The 20,085-nt window shown below is 28.4% G+C and carries 15 protein-coding genes and 1 riboswitch; of the genes, 1 reads left to right on the forward strand and 14 read right to left on the reverse strand.

Annotated elements, in window-relative coordinates; genetic code table 11:
* Positions 1-9 precede the first annotated feature (9 nt).
* Positions 10-882, forward strand: coding sequence for a TerC/Alx family metal homeostasis membrane protein (locus tag VJY38_RS10160; RefSeq protein WP_353680583.1), 873 nt, complete (start codon positions 10-12; stop codon positions 880-882).
* On the opposite strand, the gene VJY38_RS10165 is transcribed toward VJY38_RS10160, so the two are convergent.
* From VJY38_RS10165 to VJY38_RS10230, 14 genes are all read right to left on the reverse strand, one after another.
* The gene (locus tag VJY38_RS10165; RefSeq protein ID WP_353680584.1) at positions 857-2,254 is read right to left on the reverse strand and encodes a sodium:solute symporter family protein; all 1,398 of its coding nucleotides are present in this window, start codon (positions 2,252-2,254) and stop codon (positions 857-859) included. The genes VJY38_RS10160 and VJY38_RS10165 overlap by 26 nt on opposite strands.
* A complete protein-coding gene (locus tag VJY38_RS10170) occupies positions 2,241-2,894 on the reverse strand; it encodes a thiamine diphosphokinase (RefSeq protein WP_353680585.1) in 654 nt (217 codons plus the stop codon). The genes VJY38_RS10165 and VJY38_RS10170 overlap by 14 nt, the downstream gene beginning before the upstream one ends.
* Positions 2,891-5,374: a TonB-dependent receptor gene (locus tag VJY38_RS10175; protein ID WP_353680586.1), complete on the reverse strand. Its 2,484-nt coding sequence runs from the start codon at positions 5,372-5,374 to the stop codon at positions 2,891-2,893. The genes VJY38_RS10170 and VJY38_RS10175 overlap by 4 nt, the downstream gene beginning before the upstream one ends.
* Positions 5,375-5,447: 73 nt before the next feature.
* Positions 5,448-5,546: riboswitch (TPP riboswitch) on the reverse strand.
* 57 nt (positions 5,547-5,603) lie between these two features.
* A complete protein-coding gene (locus tag VJY38_RS10180) occupies positions 5,604-8,162 on the reverse strand; it encodes a LysM peptidoglycan-binding domain-containing protein (RefSeq protein WP_353680587.1) in 2,559 nt (852 codons plus the stop codon).
* Positions 8,163-8,296: 134 nt separating this feature from the next.
* Complete coding sequence (locus tag VJY38_RS10185; protein WP_353680588.1) at positions 8,297-9,046, reverse strand: ATP-binding cassette domain-containing protein; 750 nt, start codon at positions 9,044-9,046, stop codon at positions 8,297-8,299.
* Positions 9,047-9,790, reverse strand: a complete 744-nt coding sequence (locus tag VJY38_RS10190) for an ABC transporter permease subunit (RefSeq protein WP_353680589.1) — start codon at positions 9,788-9,790, stop codon at positions 9,047-9,049. It lies immediately after the preceding gene.
* 83 nt (positions 9,791-9,873) lie between these two features.
* Positions 9,874-10,524, reverse strand: a complete 651-nt coding sequence (locus tag VJY38_RS10195; protein WP_353680590.1) for an MBL fold metallo-hydrolase — start codon at positions 10,522-10,524, stop codon at positions 9,874-9,876.
* A complete protein-coding gene (gene aroC / locus VJY38_RS10200; RefSeq protein ID WP_353680591.1) occupies positions 10,521-11,735 on the reverse strand; it encodes a chorismate synthase in 1,215 nt (404 codons plus the stop codon). The genes VJY38_RS10195 and aroC overlap by 4 nt, the downstream gene beginning before the upstream one ends.
* Positions 11,736-11,821: 86 nt before the next feature.
* The gene (locus tag VJY38_RS10205; protein WP_353680592.1) at positions 11,822-13,318 is read right to left on the reverse strand and encodes a Do family serine endopeptidase; all 1,497 of its coding nucleotides are present in this window, start codon (positions 13,316-13,318) and stop codon (positions 11,822-11,824) included.
* A gap of 15 nt (positions 13,319-13,333) precedes the next feature.
* Positions 13,334-14,071 carry a DNA repair protein RecO gene (recO, locus tag VJY38_RS10210; protein WP_353680593.1) on the reverse strand — a complete coding sequence of 246 codons (738 nt, stop codon included), beginning with the start codon at positions 14,069-14,071 and terminating at the stop codon, positions 13,334-13,336.
* Positions 14,064-15,074, reverse strand: a complete 1,011-nt coding sequence (gene mtnA / locus VJY38_RS10215) for an S-methyl-5-thioribose-1-phosphate isomerase (protein ID WP_353680594.1) — start codon at positions 15,072-15,074, stop codon at positions 14,064-14,066. The genes recO and mtnA overlap by 8 nt, the downstream gene beginning before the upstream one ends.
* Before the next feature lie 2 nt (positions 15,075-15,076).
* Positions 15,077-15,985, reverse strand: coding sequence for a PfkB family carbohydrate kinase (locus VJY38_RS10220; protein WP_353680595.1), 909 nt, complete (start codon positions 15,983-15,985; stop codon positions 15,077-15,079).
* A 68-nt stretch (positions 15,986-16,053) separates the two neighbouring features.
* Positions 16,054-16,515, reverse strand: a complete 462-nt coding sequence (locus tag VJY38_RS10225) for an NUDIX hydrolase (RefSeq protein WP_353680596.1) — start codon at positions 16,513-16,515, stop codon at positions 16,054-16,056.
* 1 nt (position 16,516) lies between these two features.
* Complete coding sequence (locus tag VJY38_RS10230; protein WP_353680597.1) at positions 16,517-19,957, reverse strand: DUF8818 domain-containing protein; 3,441 nt, start codon at positions 19,955-19,957, stop codon at positions 16,517-16,519.
* Positions 19,958-20,085 lie beyond the last annotated feature (128 nt).

Raw genomic sequence — 20,085 nt, forward strand, 5'->3', positions numbered from 1 at the left:
GTTAGTATAATGTTTTATATCGACCTTTACGTTACAGACCATCGTAAAGATAAAGTTGGTATAAAATCTAGTTTAATATGGAGCGGTATCTGGATTTTAACCGCTCTATTATTTAATCTTCTAATTTTCCTCTTCCTTGAAGACGGACATCAAAAAGCATTAGAATTTCTCGCTGGCTACTTAATAGAAAAATCCCTCTCAGTTGATAATCTCTTTGTTTTCTTAATGATTTTTAATGTAATGAATATTAAAGATGTTCATCAACCTCATATACTTAAATGGGGAATTATTAGTGCCATAGTGATGAGAATAATATTTATTCTTGCAGGCGTAGCTTTAATTAAAATTTTTCATCCTATTATTTACATATTTGGTATACTTCTTTTCTATGCTGCATATAAAATGGCATTTGGTAACGAAAAGAAAATTGACTACGAGAAAAATCCATTTATAAAATTCATTAAGAAAAAATTCAGAATTATTACTGAGTATGAAGGTGGGAAATTTTTTATTAAAAATGGTGGTAAAATTTTTATAACTCCCTTATTTCTTACATTGATTTTAATTGAATCATCAGATATTGTCTTTGCAATAGATTCAATTCCAGCTATAATTGCAATTACCAGAGATCCTTTTATAATTATAACATCAAATATATTCGCTATTCTTGGTTTAAGAGCATTATACTTTGCATTAGCTGGAATTGTAGATCTCTTTATTTATCTAAAATATGGTGTTGCTATAATCTTAGCTTATGTAGGAATCAAAATGTTAATATCAGATTATTATACTATTCCCATATTTTACTCTTTATTGTTTATTGTTGTATGCCTTGCAATTACAATTATTGTATCACTTATTCATAAGAAGCCTTCATCTTGAAAATTTTAATACCTACTATATGAATTAAAACAACAAATAATAAACCAACAATCATCGGCTCAATCTCTTTTAATTCTGTAGATAAATTTTGTTCAATGATTAACCAGATTAAACCTGTAAGAACACCAGCAACTAATTCCACTACGGCAACATTATTTGGAACTTTATATTTTTTATAATATGCACTAAAAATTAAAATAATAATTCCCGGAATACATATGCTTCCAATTAAATACCATAAATAAATTACTGATTGAACATTATAAGCAAGTAATATTGATAAGATTGAAGATAGAATAATTCCTATCCTTGTATAATATGGAACTCGTTTTTCATTTTTCACTTTCAATGATTTGAATATTATATCTCTTCCAAATGTAGTTCCACTTAAAAATAAAAAACTATTGGAAGTAGAAATTATTGTAGCAAACAAAGCAGCGAAAAAAATTCCTTTTAATCCTGAACTCAATATTTTTTCTGCATATAATGGAAATGCAAGCACTGGATTATTCAAATCTGGAATAACTGCTCTACTAAAAAGTCCAGTAGTTGTTGTTAAAAAATCAAAAATTAACCAGAAAATAACTGAAATTAATATTCCATTCCTTGCTGTCTTACCATCTTTCGCTGCATTACATCTTTGATGAAATCCAGGATCTGCAAATGTCCACAATGCAATTAAAAACCAGACGATGACATATATAATCGATGCATTTCCTGTTGGCGACAAATGAGAATCAGGTAAATTATTTTTGAGAAAATTAAAATCACCAACATCTAAAAATGATATAATTACAATTAAAGCAAATCCTGTAAACATGACAAAAAATTGAAATACATCTGTATAAAGATCAGATTTATATCCTCCTTTAATTAAATAAATTGATGATGATAAAGCTGCAATTATTAATCCCCAGAATAAATTAATATTAAATATCAGATGTAATAAACTTCCTATCATTAATAAATATGGAGCTGGAGTAACAAGAATAAAAATTAATATAGAAGAAATTATACCTGCAGTTTTTCCATATTCATGTTCAATTTTATCCGGTATTGTAAAAAAAGAAGCATTCCGAATCTTTTCTGCAAATATCAAAGCAAATATTATTGCAAATATGTAATATGGTAAACCTTGAGTAAACCAGCTTAATAAACCATATTGATATGTAAATTCTCCAACTCCAAGAATACCACCATACCATGTAGATACATTATTTAAAACAAATAACCACAATCCTACTTTTCTACCTGAAAGTAAATATTCTGATATATCTCCTTCCTTTTCTTTCTTTGGTAAAAAACCAATGATTAAAATTATTAGAAAGAACAAAGCAATAATGAAAATATCTATAAAACTAAAAGAGACCATGCTGTTTCATCATATTAAAATCTCGAACAATAAATATTTTGCCATACTTTATATTAAGCTTAACAACATTTCCAAGAGCAACATTGCTTGTACCATCTTTCTTTCCAAATGGTAATGAAATATTTCTCAATGGATATTTTAATCCAGATGATTTGATTTTTGTTTTGCTATCAAAACCATACAAAGATATTATTTCTCCTGGTACAGTTTTCAATATTACATCACCTGTAATAGCTTCTAAGATTGATTTTTCGTGAATCACTTTGATCTTAATTTTATTAAAATATTTCAAAACAATTCCAAGATTACAAAAAGAATGATCTAATCTATCACCTGTAACACCAACCAAAACTGCTTCAACAAATTTTTGTTTTATCGAATACATTAAACATTTTTCAATATCGGTGCTGTACTGGTCTTTAATTTTAATTATCTTACATTTATCATAAAAGTAATCATAAGTCTCTGGTTTAATAGAATCGAGATCACCAATAATTACATCTGGAATAATATCATATTTTAGTGCAGCATTAGAACCACCATCAGCACAAATTAATGTTGAATAACCTTTACTATCAAGAAAATTTAATAAAGATTTTTTTGGTGGATTTCCGTTACCAAGTATTATACACTTTTTCATAAACCTAATTTAAATCCAAATAAGAAATTTCTTTCTGCAGCTGGAAAGAATTCTTTACCAATTCCATATGCTGCATACAGATTATCAAAAATATTATTTATTTGAAAATACAATTTAATATTCTTCAAATAAGAATCTAAAATTAAATTATAGCTTGCATAAAGATTTGCTACAAAATATGCATCTACTTTATTATCTGTGTAATCAGCAGCTTTCGAATATATTTTAAGATAATCAACAAGTTTATTATCATAATTATCTGTAAAGAAAGAACCAACATATTTACCAGTTAATTGTAATAAAAAGTTTTTGTAATTGACTTTGCAGATTGCATTAAAAGTAATGTCAGGAAAACCACTTATTCGATTACCAGATAGATCCAATCTAATTGTAGAAGATGTTTTTTTATCAAAGAAATATGCCGAACCACTGCTGATATAATTTTTGCTTAAAGAACCATTTAATATTACTTCCAGAAAATCATTATGCTTAATTGAAAAAGTTCCTTCAAGTCCATAATGAATTGTTCTTTCCATATTACCAGTTATTGGTTGACCAAATCGATCTACTTGACCTCTTTTAACAATTTCATCATTAAAAAGCATATAGAATAAATTTAATGAAGCAGAAATATTTTCACGTACAAAAGATGAACCAAATTCAATATTATTCATTGTCTCTGGTTTAACAAGTGGTTTTGAGAAATCATAAGAACCATCTGGTTTGGTTTCAAATTGCGGGACTTCTCCCCCACTTGATTCTGCAGCATCATAATAATTTTTAAGTCTTGGTTCTCTTGTTACTCTTGCAAATGAAATATAAAAATTGAGTTCTGGCAAATAACGGTAATTAATTCCAATTCTTGGATTTATATATAAATCATCAATTGTAAAATTATTATTTAGATATCTTTCATTTTCGATTTTATATTTGTGATAAGATAATTGAACTTCACCTAAAACATTAATATCAGATGTTAATTGATAATTTTCATTAGCAAATATACTTAACATATCTTTTCCACCCTCGTAATAGTAATATCGAAAATCTTTTGTAAGACCAGCAGGTAAATACTCACCAAAGTTAATGCTACCCCAGTGAACAGATTTGTGAATTCTAAGTTCTCCTCCTAAAATCAATTCACCATTTTTGTGACTTATACTTACACGAGGTATCCATCCCCATTGTTTATTTTCTACCATTGCACGAATTAAAACATTACCAGGATTTTGTACAGCATTAAATCCATTTTCTCTTGTTAATCTAAAATAAGTAGTATCACCCCACGAACCATCATAATCAAAAAATCCATTACCAAGAACTAAAAATAGAGCTGAATTAATTGTAATATTTTTATTCAATTTATATTCATTTAATAATTCAAAATGAGGTTGAGAGAAATTCTCAATCTCATCAGGTCTGCGTTCAAGTGTATAGGTATAATTATTATTTTCTGCTTCCCAGTAAGAATAATTGGCTTTACGAAGTTTTCTATCTTTAATTGCAAATTTTGGTAATCCAGTATAAGCAAGACCATCAGCTAAAGGACCACCAAAAATATTTATTTGAGTTGTAAGATTTTCATCAAATCTTACTGCAGATAGATAATAAGATTTCAAATCGACCCAGCTTGAATTTCTATAACCGCTACTCAATGTTTGAGAAAGTTTTGCATAAACAGAATATTTGTTATTTATTAATCCACTCGATACTACAGCAGAATACTTTCGTGTATTATAACTACCAATTGAAGAAGAAAATTCCACACGTGGTTGATCTGCAAAAGATGAAGTAATAATATTAATTGCACCACCTATTGCTGGATATCCAGCTATTCCAGAACCTGCTCCTCTTTGTACTTGAATTAATTCGGTACTTTCAAGCAAATCAGGAAAATCAATCCAGTAGACATTATGATCTTCGGGATCATTTTGTGGTATCCCATTAATTGAAACAGAAATTCTACGCTGGTCGAATCCTCTTATGCTTAAATAATTATATCCAAGTCCATTACCATTTTCTGAATAGAACGTAGCTGAAGGAGTATAACTGAGAATTTCTGGTATGTCTTGATATGTATAAGTTTCTGCTATTTTATCTCTTTCAATCTTTGTAAAACTAATTGGAGTAATTCCTGGTTTTGCAACAGTCCCTTTAACAAGAACAGTCTGGCTTGTAATAATTTTACTTTCAAGTAAAATATTTTTATTTCTTGATTTAAGTAAATCATCTACTAAAATTTCTTTTGGTTCGTAACCTATATATGTAATTACTAATTTATCATCTTTATTAAATTCGCCTTTAAGTAAGAATTTTCCATCAGAATCTGTACTTGTTCCAATATATTTCCCTTTTACAACTACATTTGCATATTGCAATGGTTGTTTACTCGAAGAGCTAATTACTCTACCGCTTACTTCAAGAACCTGAGCAGAAATATTTCCCAATAAAAACAAAAAAAGAATAATTAAGTTTTTCATATCGTTCCTCCTTAATTTAGACAAATATGAGTTTTAAAATAAAAAAGCCGTTTTGGGAAAACGGCACAACTTAATTATTCTTTTACCGTTTCCCTACGCTGGTATTACCCAGATCAGGTTAAAGGGTATAATCTCAGCCCCTGATTATTCAGGAGCACCCCTAACGACTTTTTTGTTGTTTAAGAACAGTGTTAATTTAATTACTACACAAAAGTATATAAATCAAGATTTAAAGTCTAATCTTTAATACCTGTCCAATTTTTAATTTATCGTTTTTAAGATTGTTCCAGGAAATTATGTCCGATACAAGAACTTTATACAATTTTGCTATTGTCCACAAAGATTCACCTTCTCGAACTTTATGAATTTTTACACGTTCTTTTGAAACATTTTTCACTAAAGATTCATTTGTTTTTACTGTTGTAACTTTATCGTAAGTATCATTAAATAATGTTAATGTTCTACCTGCTACTAATTTATTACTTTTTAAGTTGTTCCATCTTTTGATATCGTTTATTGTAACATTATATTGCTGAGCAATTTTTCCTATTGTATCGCCACGTTTTATAACATATTTAACTGGATTTGAATTTCTCTTTGTAGTATTATCTCCTAAAGAACTAATAACATCTGTATTATGAACTTTAAGTACTTGCCCAATTTTTATAGAATTAGAACTGAGATTGTTCCACTTTTTTAATTGAGCAATTGTAACTCCAAATTTTGTTGCTATTTCACTTAAAGTTTCACCTCTACGAACTTTATATTTTGTAATGGTTCTATTTGAAGATATATTATTAACAATATTTTTAGGATTACCAGAATATACTACTAATTTTTTCCCTTTATAAATATGGTTACTCTTTAAGTTATTCCATTCTTTTAGTTGATCAACTGTTACTCCATACTTAGCTGCAATACTCGATAAAGATTCTCCGCTTCTAATTCTATGCTCTATCCATTTTTCATCTGAACTTACAAAGAGTATTTCATTTTTCTCTTTTTCTGTCATATCATTAATTTTTGCATAATAATCAGCTTTTTCGTTTGGGACATAAATTGTAAGTTCCTGACCTACTTTTACTCTACTTGTATATGGCAGATTATTCCAATTTCTAATGTCTGATACTCTAACATCGAATAAATCTGCTATATCAACTAAATTATCTTTACTTTTAACAATATACTTAACTGGTGTTTTTCCTTCTGGAACAATAAACTCAACAGAATCTTCGTACATATTTGAATAAATTTGAGCGTACTTATCGTCGTTTGTAGCGGTTGTAATTTGAAGTTTGTATGAAGGATTATCATTCAATGAATTAATTTCTTCTTCAATTGCAGGAAGCATATCTGTATTAATTGCAAGGTCATCTACACTAATAGTTGATTTAGGGATTTTAATTTCTGTACCTGGAGCTAATCTTTTGCGAGAAGAGATTCCATTAAATTTTGCAAGCTGTGAAATGCTAACATCATAAAAATTTGCTATTCGAGATAAAGTTTCACCAGGTTGAACTGTATGAGTAATATATGGCAATTTTGCTTCATCAGGAATCTTCTTTAAATTTTCTGCAAAAGCATCATAAACTTTTGATGGAATTTTCAAAGGATAACCACCATCATAATTTGGTGGAGTAATGTTTTGAGTTAATTCAGGATTCATATCTCGTAATAAATCTACACTTATACCTGCACACTTTGCTAAAATATTCAAATCGATCGATTCATTAATTTTAAAGATTGCATAGTCGTGTGGTTTTTCATATTGAATATTGGTAAAACCATATTTTTCTGGTTGACTTGCAATTAATGTTACTGCAATATATTGAGGAACATAATTTCTTGTCTCACGAGGTAAATATGGTAAAATCTTCCAGAAATCACTTGACCCAGCTCTTCTCATAGCTTTGCGAACTCTACCTTCGCCGCTATTATAAGCTGCAAGTGCTAAATACCAATCACCCAGTGAATAATATAAATCTCTAAGATGACGTGCTGCTGCACGTGTTGCTTTTTCAGGATCTCTTCTTTCATCAACATAAAAATTAATTTCAAGATCATATAATCGTGCTGTGCCTTTTACAAATTGCCATATTCCAACTGCTCGTGCCCATGAACGTGCGGTAGGATTTAAACCACTTTCAGGCATACTTAAAAATATTAACTGCTGAGGAACTTTTTCTTCAGCAAATATTTTTGCCATCATCGGGAAATATTTACCTGAGCGTGAAAGCCAGGTTTCAATATACTTTCTTCCCCTACCAGTAAAATATTCGATGTATTTTTCTACATATCTGTTAACTTCTAAGGGAAAATCACCAACAATTACAGTAATATAATTATCGTCTACAACTTCTATCGAATCCTCAAGCATTGGAATCTCTGGAATTCTTTTATTCATCCATTCTTCAAGTGCACTAATCGAAGCTTCTTCGGGCAATTCTACTAAACTTTTAATATAATTTTGATAATCCTCTACTATTGCCCCTTCTAATTCAATAAAGGTTGTATTTTCTTCAATGTTTGGATAATAACTAAGTTTATTGATAATTGATAATGCAGATTCATAATAATTAATTGCATCAACTTTGAAACCAAGTCTTTGCTTATAAAGTGCATTTACGTAATCTCTGCGAGCATTTTCAAGCATTTCATTTACTATTGATTGAATACCAGTGTTTTTTAATGTATCATTTAATTGATGTGTAGTTTGTGTTGGAGAGTATAGTGTACCGCAGGCGTTAACAAGTAAAAGAACGATTGGTAAAATTAATATTTTTTTCACACACACTCCGTATTAGAATTTTGTTTGCAATTTAATGTCTTATAAAAATTTTGTCAAGAAATAACTTAAACAACTTTATTATTTGATTAATCTAAAATGAATTAATATTAGATTAAGTTAATTTGAGATTTACTTTATACAATCAAATCAGAGAATATATTTGAAATGTCAAGAGATTTAAATGAATTTATGATTTCTTCTCTTTTTCTTAAAAATTCCTGTGATTTTAAATATGAAAAAAAATCTGATTTATCAGCTTTGTTTTCTATTTCATTAATTATCTGACCAGGTTCTCTTTTCATTAAAAAAATATTATCGGAAAGCAATAATGCTTCTGTTATATTAGTTGTAGCCAGTAAAAATGATACATTCAATTTTTTATTTATATCTATTATTAATGAGTATAATTCGTTCTTTGTTTTGTAATCTAATTTTGAAAATGGTTCATCAAGTAAAATGATTGAAGATTCTCTCATTAATGCCTGTGCCAATAATATTCTTAATCTAAATCCATAGCTCTTGTTATTAGGAATGTGCAAATCGTATCCATCTAATCCAACTAATTCGATTATCTCTTTATATTTTTTTTCGTCGAAATTTTCTAATCCAAACAAAACATTTTCTTTTACATTTAACCAGGGAAATGACATTGGTATTGATGGTATAAAAAATATTTTATTATTAATATTATGTTTTATTTCACCAGAATATTCTTTATCAAATCCACTAATAATTTTAAGTAAAGATGTTTTTCCAGCACCTATGGGAGCTATAACTGATGTAATTTTTTTATCATATACTCTAAGAGAAACGTTCTTAAATAATATTTTCTTTATACCAAATGCATCAATAAATTCTTTAGATAAATTTTTTACTTCTAACATTTATTTTTCCCAGAAATAATATTTTAATTGAATAAACTTGAGCAATAAATTTCCTATCCATATTAAGAATGTAATTATTATAGTCAAGACAAAAATTGCAGAAAAATCATTATAATAGAGAATCTTTGAATAAACTCCACCAAAACCATTACCATCTATAAATTCATATATTAAAATTATACCCCATAATGAAAAATGAATTTGAATAATTTTTTCAAAGAGAGCAGGTTGTAAAGTTTTAAATATTACTTTACTATGAATTTCTTTTTCGTCCAGTCCCATATTTTTCGCAACAATGTAATATTCATCAATGTTCTTCAATTCTTCAAATAATGAGATTTTGAGTAAAGCAAAAACATAAACGAGACCAAACATAAATTCTGCTATTATTGAATCTTGAAACCAATAAATAAAAATCACAATCAAAAAAATAAAAGGAATATATTTGTAAAATTTTATTGAATCAAAAAGATCTTTGAATTGCATTAGATAATAGAGTAATTTTTTTGATATAAACATCATTATTATTGATCCAAGAGCCAACGATAAATAAATACTCGTGGTAGTTAGTGCCATAGAATACAGCAGGTTATAGTCTTTCCAGATAGAAAAAAAAGCTTCAACAAGCAAAGTAGGTCTCGGTAACACTTTGTTTACTGGAAGCACAAATTCAAATAACATTACATAAACAAATATGATAGTAATTAAAAAATAAAATTGTTGTTTATTATTGATATTGTTCATAATAATTAAATAAAAATGGAAATTTAATTTTCTAAGTAAAGTTTACAGAACTCAAATTATTCAAAAAAATGTTTAAATCAAACTTATAAGTTAATCAGGTAATAATTAAACTGTTTTTCGTGTTTTATTGTAGAATCTTCTCCGTGACCTGGCAGAATAATTACATCATCTTGCAGAATTAAAATTTTTGTTTTAATCGAATGAATTAAAGTTTCGTAATCGCCTCCCCATAAATCAGTTCTTCCTATACTCTCTTTGAAAATGACATCCCCTGTAATGCATAATTTTTCTTCTTCAAATAAAATACAAAATTCCCCTGGTGTATGACCTGGTGTAAAAATAAACTTCCCTTTGCTATTGCCCAAGTGCAAAGATTTGTCTTCTGAAATGAATTCATCAGGTAAAGGGGAATGATTATTAAAAGAAAATCCAAAACTTTCAGCTTGTTCTTTCATTATATCAAGCAGAAAAATATCTTTTTCTGGCATCAACAATTTTGAATTAAATTTTTCTTTTACAAATGAATTACCAAATATATGATCTATGTGACAATGTGTATTGATAATATAATTGAGCTTAAGATTTTTGGTATTGATGAACTCCAAGATTTGTTTCTCTTCCATTGAATTAGAACAACCTGGATCAACAATAGCAGCTTCTCTTGATTCTTCATCCCAGATTATATAAGTATTTACAAAGAATGGATTAAAAATAAACTTCTGAATTTTTATCATTTTGAATAAAAGTTCTTCTTTACTCTCGTAAAATACTTTTTAACATAATTTGAATAATTATCTTTTACTTCTTCCATTGAATCTCCACCAAATTTTTGTAGAAATAAATTTGCAACAACCCAGGCAGCCATCGATTCGGCAATTACAGCACAGGCAGGGACAGCAACAAAATCACTTCTCTCTCTTCTCGCATCTATTGATTTCATTTTAGATAAATCAACTGATTGAAGGGGAGACATTAATGTGGCTATTGGTTTCATAGCTGCTCTAATTATAATTGGTAATCCAGTAGAAATACCACCTTCAATTCCACCCGCTCTATTGGTTTTTCTTGAAAAAGTTTCATTCTTCAAAATAATTTCGTCATGGACTTCAGAACCGAATAATTCAGCTGAACGAAAACCAAGACCAATTTCAACTCCTTTTACTGCTTGAATAGACATTATAGCTAAAGATAATTCCGCTTCGAGTCTTGTATTATATTCAACAAAGCTACCAATACCAACTGGAAGTCCTGTAATAATAACATAAAAAGTTCCACCCAAAGTATCGCCTCTTTTCTTTGCAAGTTTAATTTTTCGAATGATTTTTTCCTCTTGATTTTTATCTAAGACTCTTACAGAACTTTTATCGGATAATTGATTAATTTTTTCTGCTGAATAACTGGATGGTATTTTATTTAATAAAAACTTTTCTGCAAAATTTTCTTTTGGATAGATTCCTCCAATGCTTTCAACAAAACTTCCAATATGAATTCCGAATTCACTCAGAAATTTTCTTGCAATTGAACATCCAGCAACTCGTGCTGCTGTTTCTCTGGCACTTGAACGTTCAATAGAATTTCTGATATCATCATAATTATATTTTGTAATGCCTACTAAATCTGCATGTCCAGGTCTGGGAATAGTAACTTTATCAACTTTTTTATCGATAGGTTCAACACTCATTATTTCTTTCCAGTTTTCCCAATCTTTGTTCCAGATTAGCATTGAAATTGGTGAACCTAAAGTTTTACCATGACGAATACCTGAAATTATTTCAACTTTATCAGTTTCTATTTTCATTCTAAGTCCTCTACCATATCCAGCCTGTCTTCTTTTAAGCTGTTCATTAATATAATCTGCAGAAATTTTAAGATTGGAAGGAAAGCCTGTAACGATAGAAGTTAAACATTTACCGTGAGATTCACCTGCAGTAATTAGTTTTATCATGTTATTCTCGCAAATAAAAGTTTTACAAATATAAAAAAAGCGTCCTTAATTAGGACGCTTTTTCATAGAAAAATCTAAAAAAATTATCATTTAGGAATTTCTAATCCAACAAGTCTTGAATTACCTTCTGAATCAACGAGTTTAAGTAAAACTGCCTGACCCTTTTTGTTTTCAATAATTGATTTTAATTCAGATACATTATGAATTTCTTTTTTATCTGCAGCAGTTATAACAAGACCCTCTCCAATTCTTTGATTGTATGCTTTACTAAATCTTTTAACATTTGTAATTAAAACACCATTTTCTACATTATAATCCTTTAACTCACTACTACTCATATTTCTAACAGTAAAACCTAATTCTTCAAATGTAAATTCAGTAATTTCTTTTTCTTTACTTGATTTATCTTTTTTAGAAACTGTTTTAGCTTTAGAACTTTTATCTTCATCTCGTGCTTTCAGTGTTACATATTTTTCAATTTCTTTTCCGTTTCTAAAAATGGTTAATTTTACTTCTGTACCAGCACGTTTTGTAGCAACATAAGATTGTAGTTCATTTGGTTGATTTACTTCTTTATCATCAATTTTAAGTATAACATCTCCTTCTCTAATATCAGCTTTTTCTGCTGCTCCACCTTTAACAATATCCTGAACTAAAACACCTTTTGGTTCTTTAAGTCCAATTGCCTTAGCAGTTTGAGCATCAACTTCTGAGATACTTACTCCAATATAACCACGACTTACTTTTCCATTTTCGATTAAATCTTTAGCAACAGATTTTGCTAAATTAATTGGTATAGCAAAACCATAGCCTATATAACTTTGAGTCATTCCATTTGTAGCTATTGCTGTATTAATACCTATTACAGCACCTGTTAAATCAACTAATGCTCCGCCACTATTTCCAGGATTAATTGCTGCATCAGTTTGAATAAAGTTTTCAACTCCATACTGGTCTCTAATAATATTTATGTTTCTACTTTTCGCACTTATTATTCCAGCTGTTACAGTTGATGCTAACGATAATGGATTACCAATTGCCATTACCCATTGACCTACCTTGATTTTATCTGAATCTCCGAGATAAGCAACTGGTAAATTATTAGCATCAATCTTTATTACTGCAAGATCGGTCAATGGATCAGTTCCTACAATTTCAGCATCATACTGACGCTTATCGTGTAAAGTAACAGTAACTTGTTTTGCATCTTCTACAACATGGTTATTAGTTAGAATATAACCATCTTCAGAAATTATAATACCACTACCTCCTCCTTGCTGTTCTCTTGGTATATCATCTTTGAATGGGAAAAAGAAATGAAATTCTTCAGGTAATTTATTTTTAACAGTTGTTACTACTGTTATTTGAACTATGGAAGGTGTTACTTTTTCTGCAACCTGAACAAAAGCATTATTAAATGCTTCTGCCTGTGCATCTATACTTTCCACAGGTGGACGAGTAGCTCCAATTTGTATATCTGCATAGCCAGGTTTTACCCAGCCAAATCCAGAGACAAGTATCGCACCAAATATTACTCCTAATAATATCAATGAGAAAGTTCCAACAATATTTTTACGTTTCATTTATTAAACCTCCTCTTAACTTAATTCTAATGATTTTAATCCTTTGAATTCTTGAATATGATATTTTATAAATTTTTCGAGTAACTGGATTATTTTGTTTAAGTCATCTTCTGTGTATTGAATATTATTAATTTTGGTGTTTAGACATTTTAGTAATTTGAAAAGTTCCTTTGTAAATTCAAAATGAATCAGTCTATCTTTACTGCATTCACTACATAAAATTCCATTATCATAGTTATAATAAACCTGCATCCCATTAATCAATTCTTTTTTGCAAAGTGAACAACGATTTACTGGAAATTCGTAACCTATTTCTTTAATAAAGAAAAGGAAATATTTTGCAAAGTAAAATTTAGGATTTTTATCAGGTGTATTTAATAATTCCAGAATCCTTTCAGTTCCATTGAATAATCTTTGATTATGATCATTTTCAATTGTTAAATTTAATAATAATTCAATGACTGCAGAAGCATATTTTAATCTTTCAAAATCTTCCTTAATATTAGAATAATATTGAAGTAATTCTGCATCACTAATAATTTGAACATCACGAGTTTCTTTTCGATAAATTATAATCTGAAGAAGATTAAATGTGTCAACAATTAAACCTATTTTTGATTTAGGTGTGCGCCCCCCTTTTATTATTGCAGATATTTTACCAAAATCTTCTGTATAAAATTGAGCAATCTTACTTGTATCACCATAATCTAATTTTCTTAAAACAATTGCTCTCGTTTTTATTATTTCAGACATTGTTAAAGTTATATGGTGGAAGATATAATTCTTTTTCTGTTATTATACCAGTTATAAGTTCAGCTGGAGTAATATCAAAAGCTGGACAATATGCATCAAATTCCTGCAATGTTATTTGATAATTGTTAATATGAGTTATTTCATTCTTGTTTCTCATTTCAATCTTAATATATGAACCATTTACACAATTTTTATCAATTGTTGATGATGGTGCTGCAATGTAAAATGGTATATTATGATAATGACAAAGTACTGCAAGATTATAAGTTCCTATCTTATTAGCAGTATCACCATTCAAGGCAATTCTATCTGCACCAACAATAACAAGATCAACTTTGCCTTCCTTCATCAAGAAAGCAGCAGTTGAATCTGTGTTAATGGAAAATGGAATTCCCATTTTATTTAATTCCCATGCTGTAAGTCTTGAACCCTGAAGTAAAGGACGTGTTTCATCAACATGAACAAATTCAACTAAACCTTTTTCATAAGCTAATCTTATTACATTTAATGCTGTTCCATTACCTCCAGTTGCAAGAGCTCCAGTATTACAATGAGTTAACACTCTCGATTTTTTCTTAAAAACTTTTAGACCATTCTTTGCTATGTCATCACACATCTTTATATCATCATTATGTATCTCTTCTCCCCTTTTTATCAAAAGAGAATATAAGTTCTTTTCACTTTTATGATTTTCAAAAACTTTTTTTATTTCATTTAATCCATAAAATAAATTTACAGCAGTTGGACGAGTTGAATAAAGTCTATTATAAGCTTTTATAAAAGTTTCTTCAATGTTATCATCAATATTTTTAATTGACAGAGCTAATGCATACGCAGCAGCAATTCCAATTGCAGGAGCACCTCTTACTTCCAATCTTTCAATTGCAAGAGCAATTCTTTCATAATCATCGGTAATAATGTATTCTTCAATTAAAGGTAGTTTTGTTTGATTAAGAATTATAAGTTTATCGTCTTTAAATTCTAAAGCACGCGGGATATTCATATTTATGAAAAGTTTGATAATTCTCTAAACTCATAAAATCTATTTTGTATTTCAAGATAACTCAAATCTTCTAATCCTTTAGTACTAAATTTTTCGACACAGAATGATGCCATAATGCTACCATAAATAACTGCACGTTTCAGATTATCGAACGATAGATCACGAGTTTTATGAAGATAACCTGTAAAGCCTCCTGCAAAAGCATCACCAGCTCCTGTTGGATCATAAATATTTTCCATTGGATAGGCAGGAGCAGAAAAAATCATTTCTTCTCCAAAGAGTAATGCACCATGTTCCCCTTTTTTTATAATCAAATATTTTGGACCCATTGCAGAAATAATTTTTGCAGCTTTTATCAAGTTTGGTTCTTTCGATAGTAGTCTTGCTTCTGAATCGTTTATAATTAAAACGTCAACTCGTTTTAATACTTTCAATAATTCTTCTCTTGCACCATCTATCCAGTAATTCATGGTATCACAAACTACAAACTTAGGATTTTCAAGTTGATCAAGTACATTCAATTGCAATTGTGGAGAAATATTCCCTAAAACAATAAATGGATATTTCTTTTTCTTTTCTGGAATTATTGGATTAAAATGTTCAAATACATTTAAATGAGTAAATAATGAATCACGCACATTCAAATCATAATGATATCGACAACCATACCTGAATGTTTTTTCTCCTTTAATAATTTGTAAGCCTTCAAGATCTATATTATGATTTTCCAGCATTTCAATATGTTTATGATCAAAATCTTCTCCTACAACACCTACAACACTAACTGGACCAGTAAAATAACTTGCAGCAAGTGAGATGTAAGTAATTGAACCACCAAGTGCATTTTCGATTTTGTCAAAAGGAGTTTCAATATCATCAAAACCTATTGAACCAACTATAAGTAATCCCATTTTCTACCCAATTAAATATTATTTCATAAATCTAATATACAGAATTAAAAAACTATTTTTATTCATTATTAAAATTTTATCTCAAGAAATTTGTCTTCATTTTTCTTATTAATAAAAAAATCATAAATGAGATTCATGGATTTACGCTGACCATCCCACGCTACTAATTGTTTCGCAGTTTTTTTATCGACCCACATAAACTCTGTATGTTCGTTAGAAATTTTTACCTGATTATTTTTATTAACTAATGCAACAAAAACATGTATAAGATTTAATTCTTTTTTTTCTTCTTCGTAATATGAATTGATATTAGGTACAAGCCATAATTTAATAGGCTTTAAACCTGTCTCTTCATTCAGCTCTCGCAATGCAGTTTGAAAAAATTCTTCTCCTTTTTCGATGCTTCCAGTTACCATCTGCCATAAATCAGGATATTCAACTTCTTTAGAACGTTTAAGTAGCAAAAACTCGATGTCGTCTTTTATTTTTCTAATTATATGTACTTCAACCAAGCTTGATTTTATTTTCATATTAAAAAAATGCTCTTGCTTCTGCACGCATTGTGTGAATCATTTTATTTTTACCTAATAATCTTGCATCATAAGTTAATGAAGTTTGAACATTACTACCAATCCTGTAATCGAAAAAGGCTCTCAAAAAATAATTTTTTCCAATTACATTTCCTTTTGTAATTTCAAATGGAATTTCACTTGTTCTTGAATTAGAAATCATTTCTGTTCTTTCTGCTTCAAATCTAATTCTTCCAAAGTTTTTAATCGAGTAATTTATCCGAAATAATATTGAATTAACATCAATTAACGATGGAGTTTCTGGATATTCGTCTTTGCTTCTGCTAATTATGATTTTAAGACCAGCTTCAATTATGTTTATTGGTCTATATGAAAAATCTGTTGACAATTCATTTCGAGTAATTTTTCTTCTTCTGTTAGAATAAGTGTTAGAAATTAAATTATCAATCTGATTAACATAATCTGTTTGATTATTTATTTCTTTGAATGGACGAAATCTAATTCGTATGCTTCTTTCTTTGAAAAATCCTCTTTCCAGACCACCACTAAATTGATTGAGACTTTTTCTTTGTAAAAATCTTAAACGAAAAGATAACTTTGAATTATATTTAAGAATATTCAAATCCTGCTGAAATAATTGAGAGCCTCTAATCGTTGTTGAATCATCTAAAAATTTTGATAACCGCATTAAGTAAATATCCCATATTTGATTTGTTTTGTTGTTCTCTTCGATACGATAGAATGTTTCTGTAGAAATATTTTTTAAAAAAGAATAAAATGAATTTTCATTCTTAATTATTTTATCAAACTCAATTGTCCATCGCAAATAAGATTTTAAATCAATTACAGGAAATAGTTGTTCAGTTGGTACTGTAACTAAAATATATTCTCCATCATAGGATGTTGGTTCAAATTCATTTTCTTCTGGTATACCATTGTTATTTAAATCGCCAAGATAAATATAATTTCCACTACCTTTAGAAACCTTTAAGAATACTTTTTCCTGTCTGGCTGTTTGTTCTGTTGCAGCCTGATAATAAAAATCGCCATAAAAAAAATTTTGTAATAAGTTAAATCTGCTTTGTGATAAAAGTAAAATAGTTTCGCTATTTGAATATCCCAGTTTAATAAATTCATCTGTATAATATTTTTTTCTAAAAGTAAAATTAAATGTAGTAGAAAATTCTTTGAGCTTCTTAAATTCTATATTAATCTGAGATAAATTTGCAGTAGATTGTTTTTTCAAATAATTATTTAATGGGAAAAATTCTTCACGATATGAATAGCTATACTTTATATCAAAATAGGAAGTGCTAAATCCTAAAGATGGAATGAGTTCTCCATATTTATAGCTATTTATAAGAAGGCTATCATTGAATTTTATTTCTTTATTTTCGTATAAAAATTCTAAGCCAGGTGTAATATTTCCAAAAGAATAATAATTCGTAGAACTCTGACGATTCCATAAAGTAGAATTTCCTGATTCTTTTGATTTGACATAATCAAGTTTATAATTAAAATTATACTTTGTATTATCACTCAATTTTATTTCGTTAAAGTATCTATCAGAAATAAAATTATCTCCATATTTCAAAAATCCATAATTAGAATTAATTGACATCTGCTTCAAAGGTAATATTACAAATCCAATTTCTCGCAACAATTGATTTTCACTTGAAGATTCAGGCAAGTTATAATATCGATTAAATTCAACAGGATTAATTCTATCAAGAGAAGTGTATTTATTTTGAATGTATCTATCTTTAAAACTAAATCCAATTTTACCTAAGGATAATTTCCCTACTTTTATATTTTTAGGCTCAATTTCAAAAAGGAAGTTTCTTGCATAACTAAGATTATCATTATCATCAATACTTGAAAATCTATTTTTATCCCAGCTGCTTCCAGAAAATTCAGTGCTAATTTTAAAACCGTTTATTATTTCAGCACTTAAAGAGATATTTCCAATTTGTTTTAATTCTGGTAATGGAAGAAAAATTACAGGTAAGTAATCTCCTTTACCAATTCCAACAAACTTATAATTCCCGATACTTTCTTTCACATAATCACCTTTCCCATTTCCCACATAACTAAAAGTAACATTATAAATTGAACTTTCTTTACCTGGCAAATAAATGTAATAAGAAAAGTTTTGAGAATTAATTACAGTATCTATTCTGGTATAATAACCATTTACTTTGCCTGTTGAATCCTGTTTGGCAAGTGTAACACCTGAACGAATAGCTGAATTTCGATTGTCACCAGAATTTTTAAGTATATTAATATCATCATCACTTAAAGTAAGTGCTACTGGATTAGTTTCATTATCTCCCTCACGAAAGTAATTAATCGCCAAATTAATTTTATCATTAACAATTTGAGATGATAATGATGCTCCAAAAAAATTTCTCGAATAGTTTTGATCTGTATATTCAAAATCAATTGATATTCTTGTAAAAGAAGTAATTATCCTGCGTGGAGTAAAAGTAATTTCAGCATTTGAATAATCAATTATATAATCATTATTTTCACCTCGTTTCATCAATTCACCATTTAAGTAAACTTTTTCGCTCCCAGCAATAATGATTATAGCTCTTTCATTATTAATACCGTATAATCGATATGGACCTTGATTGCCATCTTTTCCATAAAATTGCATCGTATTAAATTTGCCTCTTGAATTTGCAATAACAAATGCACTCTTACTTTTTTTGTAATTAAATTCACCTTTTAGTCCCTGTAATTTTTTTGAAAGCTGTATAAATTCAGATTGTTTTTCTATTAAATCGAAATCGCCAAAAGTACCAGTAGCATTTTTATGATGTAATTCTATAAATACTTTATCTAATTCTTGAAGAGTCTCTGTATTCCCTTCTGGTTGAATTGGTGTATTTTCGTCACTTAAAGCAGCAATAATTTCAATATCATCAGATAGTTTTCCGCTCATTTGCAGTTTTAATCCACTATTTAATTTTAAATCTTGATTTGTACCAATTGTAAAGCCACGAATTATTGCTCCATTCTTCTGTATATTCTTACCAAAAATTGATTCTGTGGATAATATATTTCTCATAGGTCTCGAAACTCTAACAGAATCTTTAGATAAACTATCAAAAACAGTAACAAGATTTCTAATTTTATATTCCTTCTTCAGGTTAATCAGTAAACTTTTATATGATATTATAATTGTATCCAATAGATTAAGCTTCGGATCTTTTAGAGAGAAAACACCTGTTTCGTAAGATATTTGATAGAAATTTCTGTCAATTAATTTTTTATTGACATAAACTTTTTCGCTGAAAGGGATTATGTTGAGTGAAGATATTTTATAATGATTATTTTGATTAACTAAGAAAGTATCTTTTATAGTAACAGTCTGTGCATAATTATCTATAAGTAAATAAAAAAATAGAATAACAACTGAATAATTATATCGTCTCAAAGGAATTCTTATTTTATCCTGTATATATAAATCTATTTTACCTCTAATTATTTACCTAAATTAATTTTATTCGAAGCTCTTTTGTTAATCGAATTAATTATCCTGAACAACGTTTTAGTTTATATGGT

Origin of the sequence: Rosettibacter firmus (assembly GCF_036860695.1) — a bacterium.
In the GTDB taxonomy this organism is placed as follows: Bacteria; Bacteroidota; Ignavibacteria; order Ignavibacteriales; family Melioribacteraceae; genus Rosettibacter; species Rosettibacter firmus.

Bases quoted from the DNA above. Each gene is read 5' to 3' on its own strand.
- VJY38_RS10160 (WP_353680583.1), top strand. From the start codon at position 10: ATGTTTTATATCGACCTTTACGTTACAGACCATCGTAAAGATAAAGTT.
- VJY38_RS10165 (WP_353680584.1), bottom strand. From the start codon at position 2,254: ATGGTCTCTTTTAGTTTTATAGATATTTTCATTATTGCTTTGTTCTTT.
- VJY38_RS10170 (WP_353680585.1), bottom strand. From the start codon at position 2,894: ATGAAAAAGTGTATAATACTTGGTAACGGAAATCCACCAAAAAAATCT.
- VJY38_RS10175 (WP_353680586.1), bottom strand. From the start codon at position 5,374: ATGAAAAACTTAATTATTCTTTTTTTGTTTTTATTGGGAAATATTTCT.
- VJY38_RS10185 (WP_353680588.1), bottom strand. From the start codon at position 9,046: ATGTTAGAAGTAAAAAATTTATCTAAAGAATTTATTGATGCATTTGGT.
- VJY38_RS10190 (WP_353680589.1), bottom strand. From the start codon at position 9,790: ATGAACAATATCAATAATAAACAACAATTTTATTTTTTAATTACTATC.
- VJY38_RS10195 (WP_353680590.1), bottom strand. From the start codon at position 10,524: ATGATAAAAATTCAGAAGTTTATTTTTAATCCATTCTTTGTAAATACT.
- aroC (WP_353680591.1), bottom strand. From the start codon at position 11,735: ATGATAAAACTAATTACTGCAGGTGAATCTCACGGTAAATGTTTAACT.
- VJY38_RS10205 (WP_353680592.1), bottom strand. From the start codon at position 13,318: ATGAAACGTAAAAATATTGTTGGAACTTTCTCATTGATATTATTAGGA.
- recO (WP_353680593.1), bottom strand. From the start codon at position 14,071: ATGTCTGAAATAATAAAAACGAGAGCAATTGTTTTAAGAAAATTAGAT.
- mtnA (WP_353680594.1), bottom strand. From the start codon at position 15,074: ATGAATATCCCGCGTGCTTTAGAATTTAAAGACGATAAACTTATAATT.
- VJY38_RS10220 (WP_353680595.1), bottom strand. From the start codon at position 15,985: ATGGGATTACTTATAGTTGGTTCAATAGGTTTTGATGATATTGAAACT.
- VJY38_RS10225 (WP_353680596.1), bottom strand. From the start codon at position 16,515: ATGAAAATAAAATCAAGCTTGGTTGAAGTACATATAATTAGAAAAATA.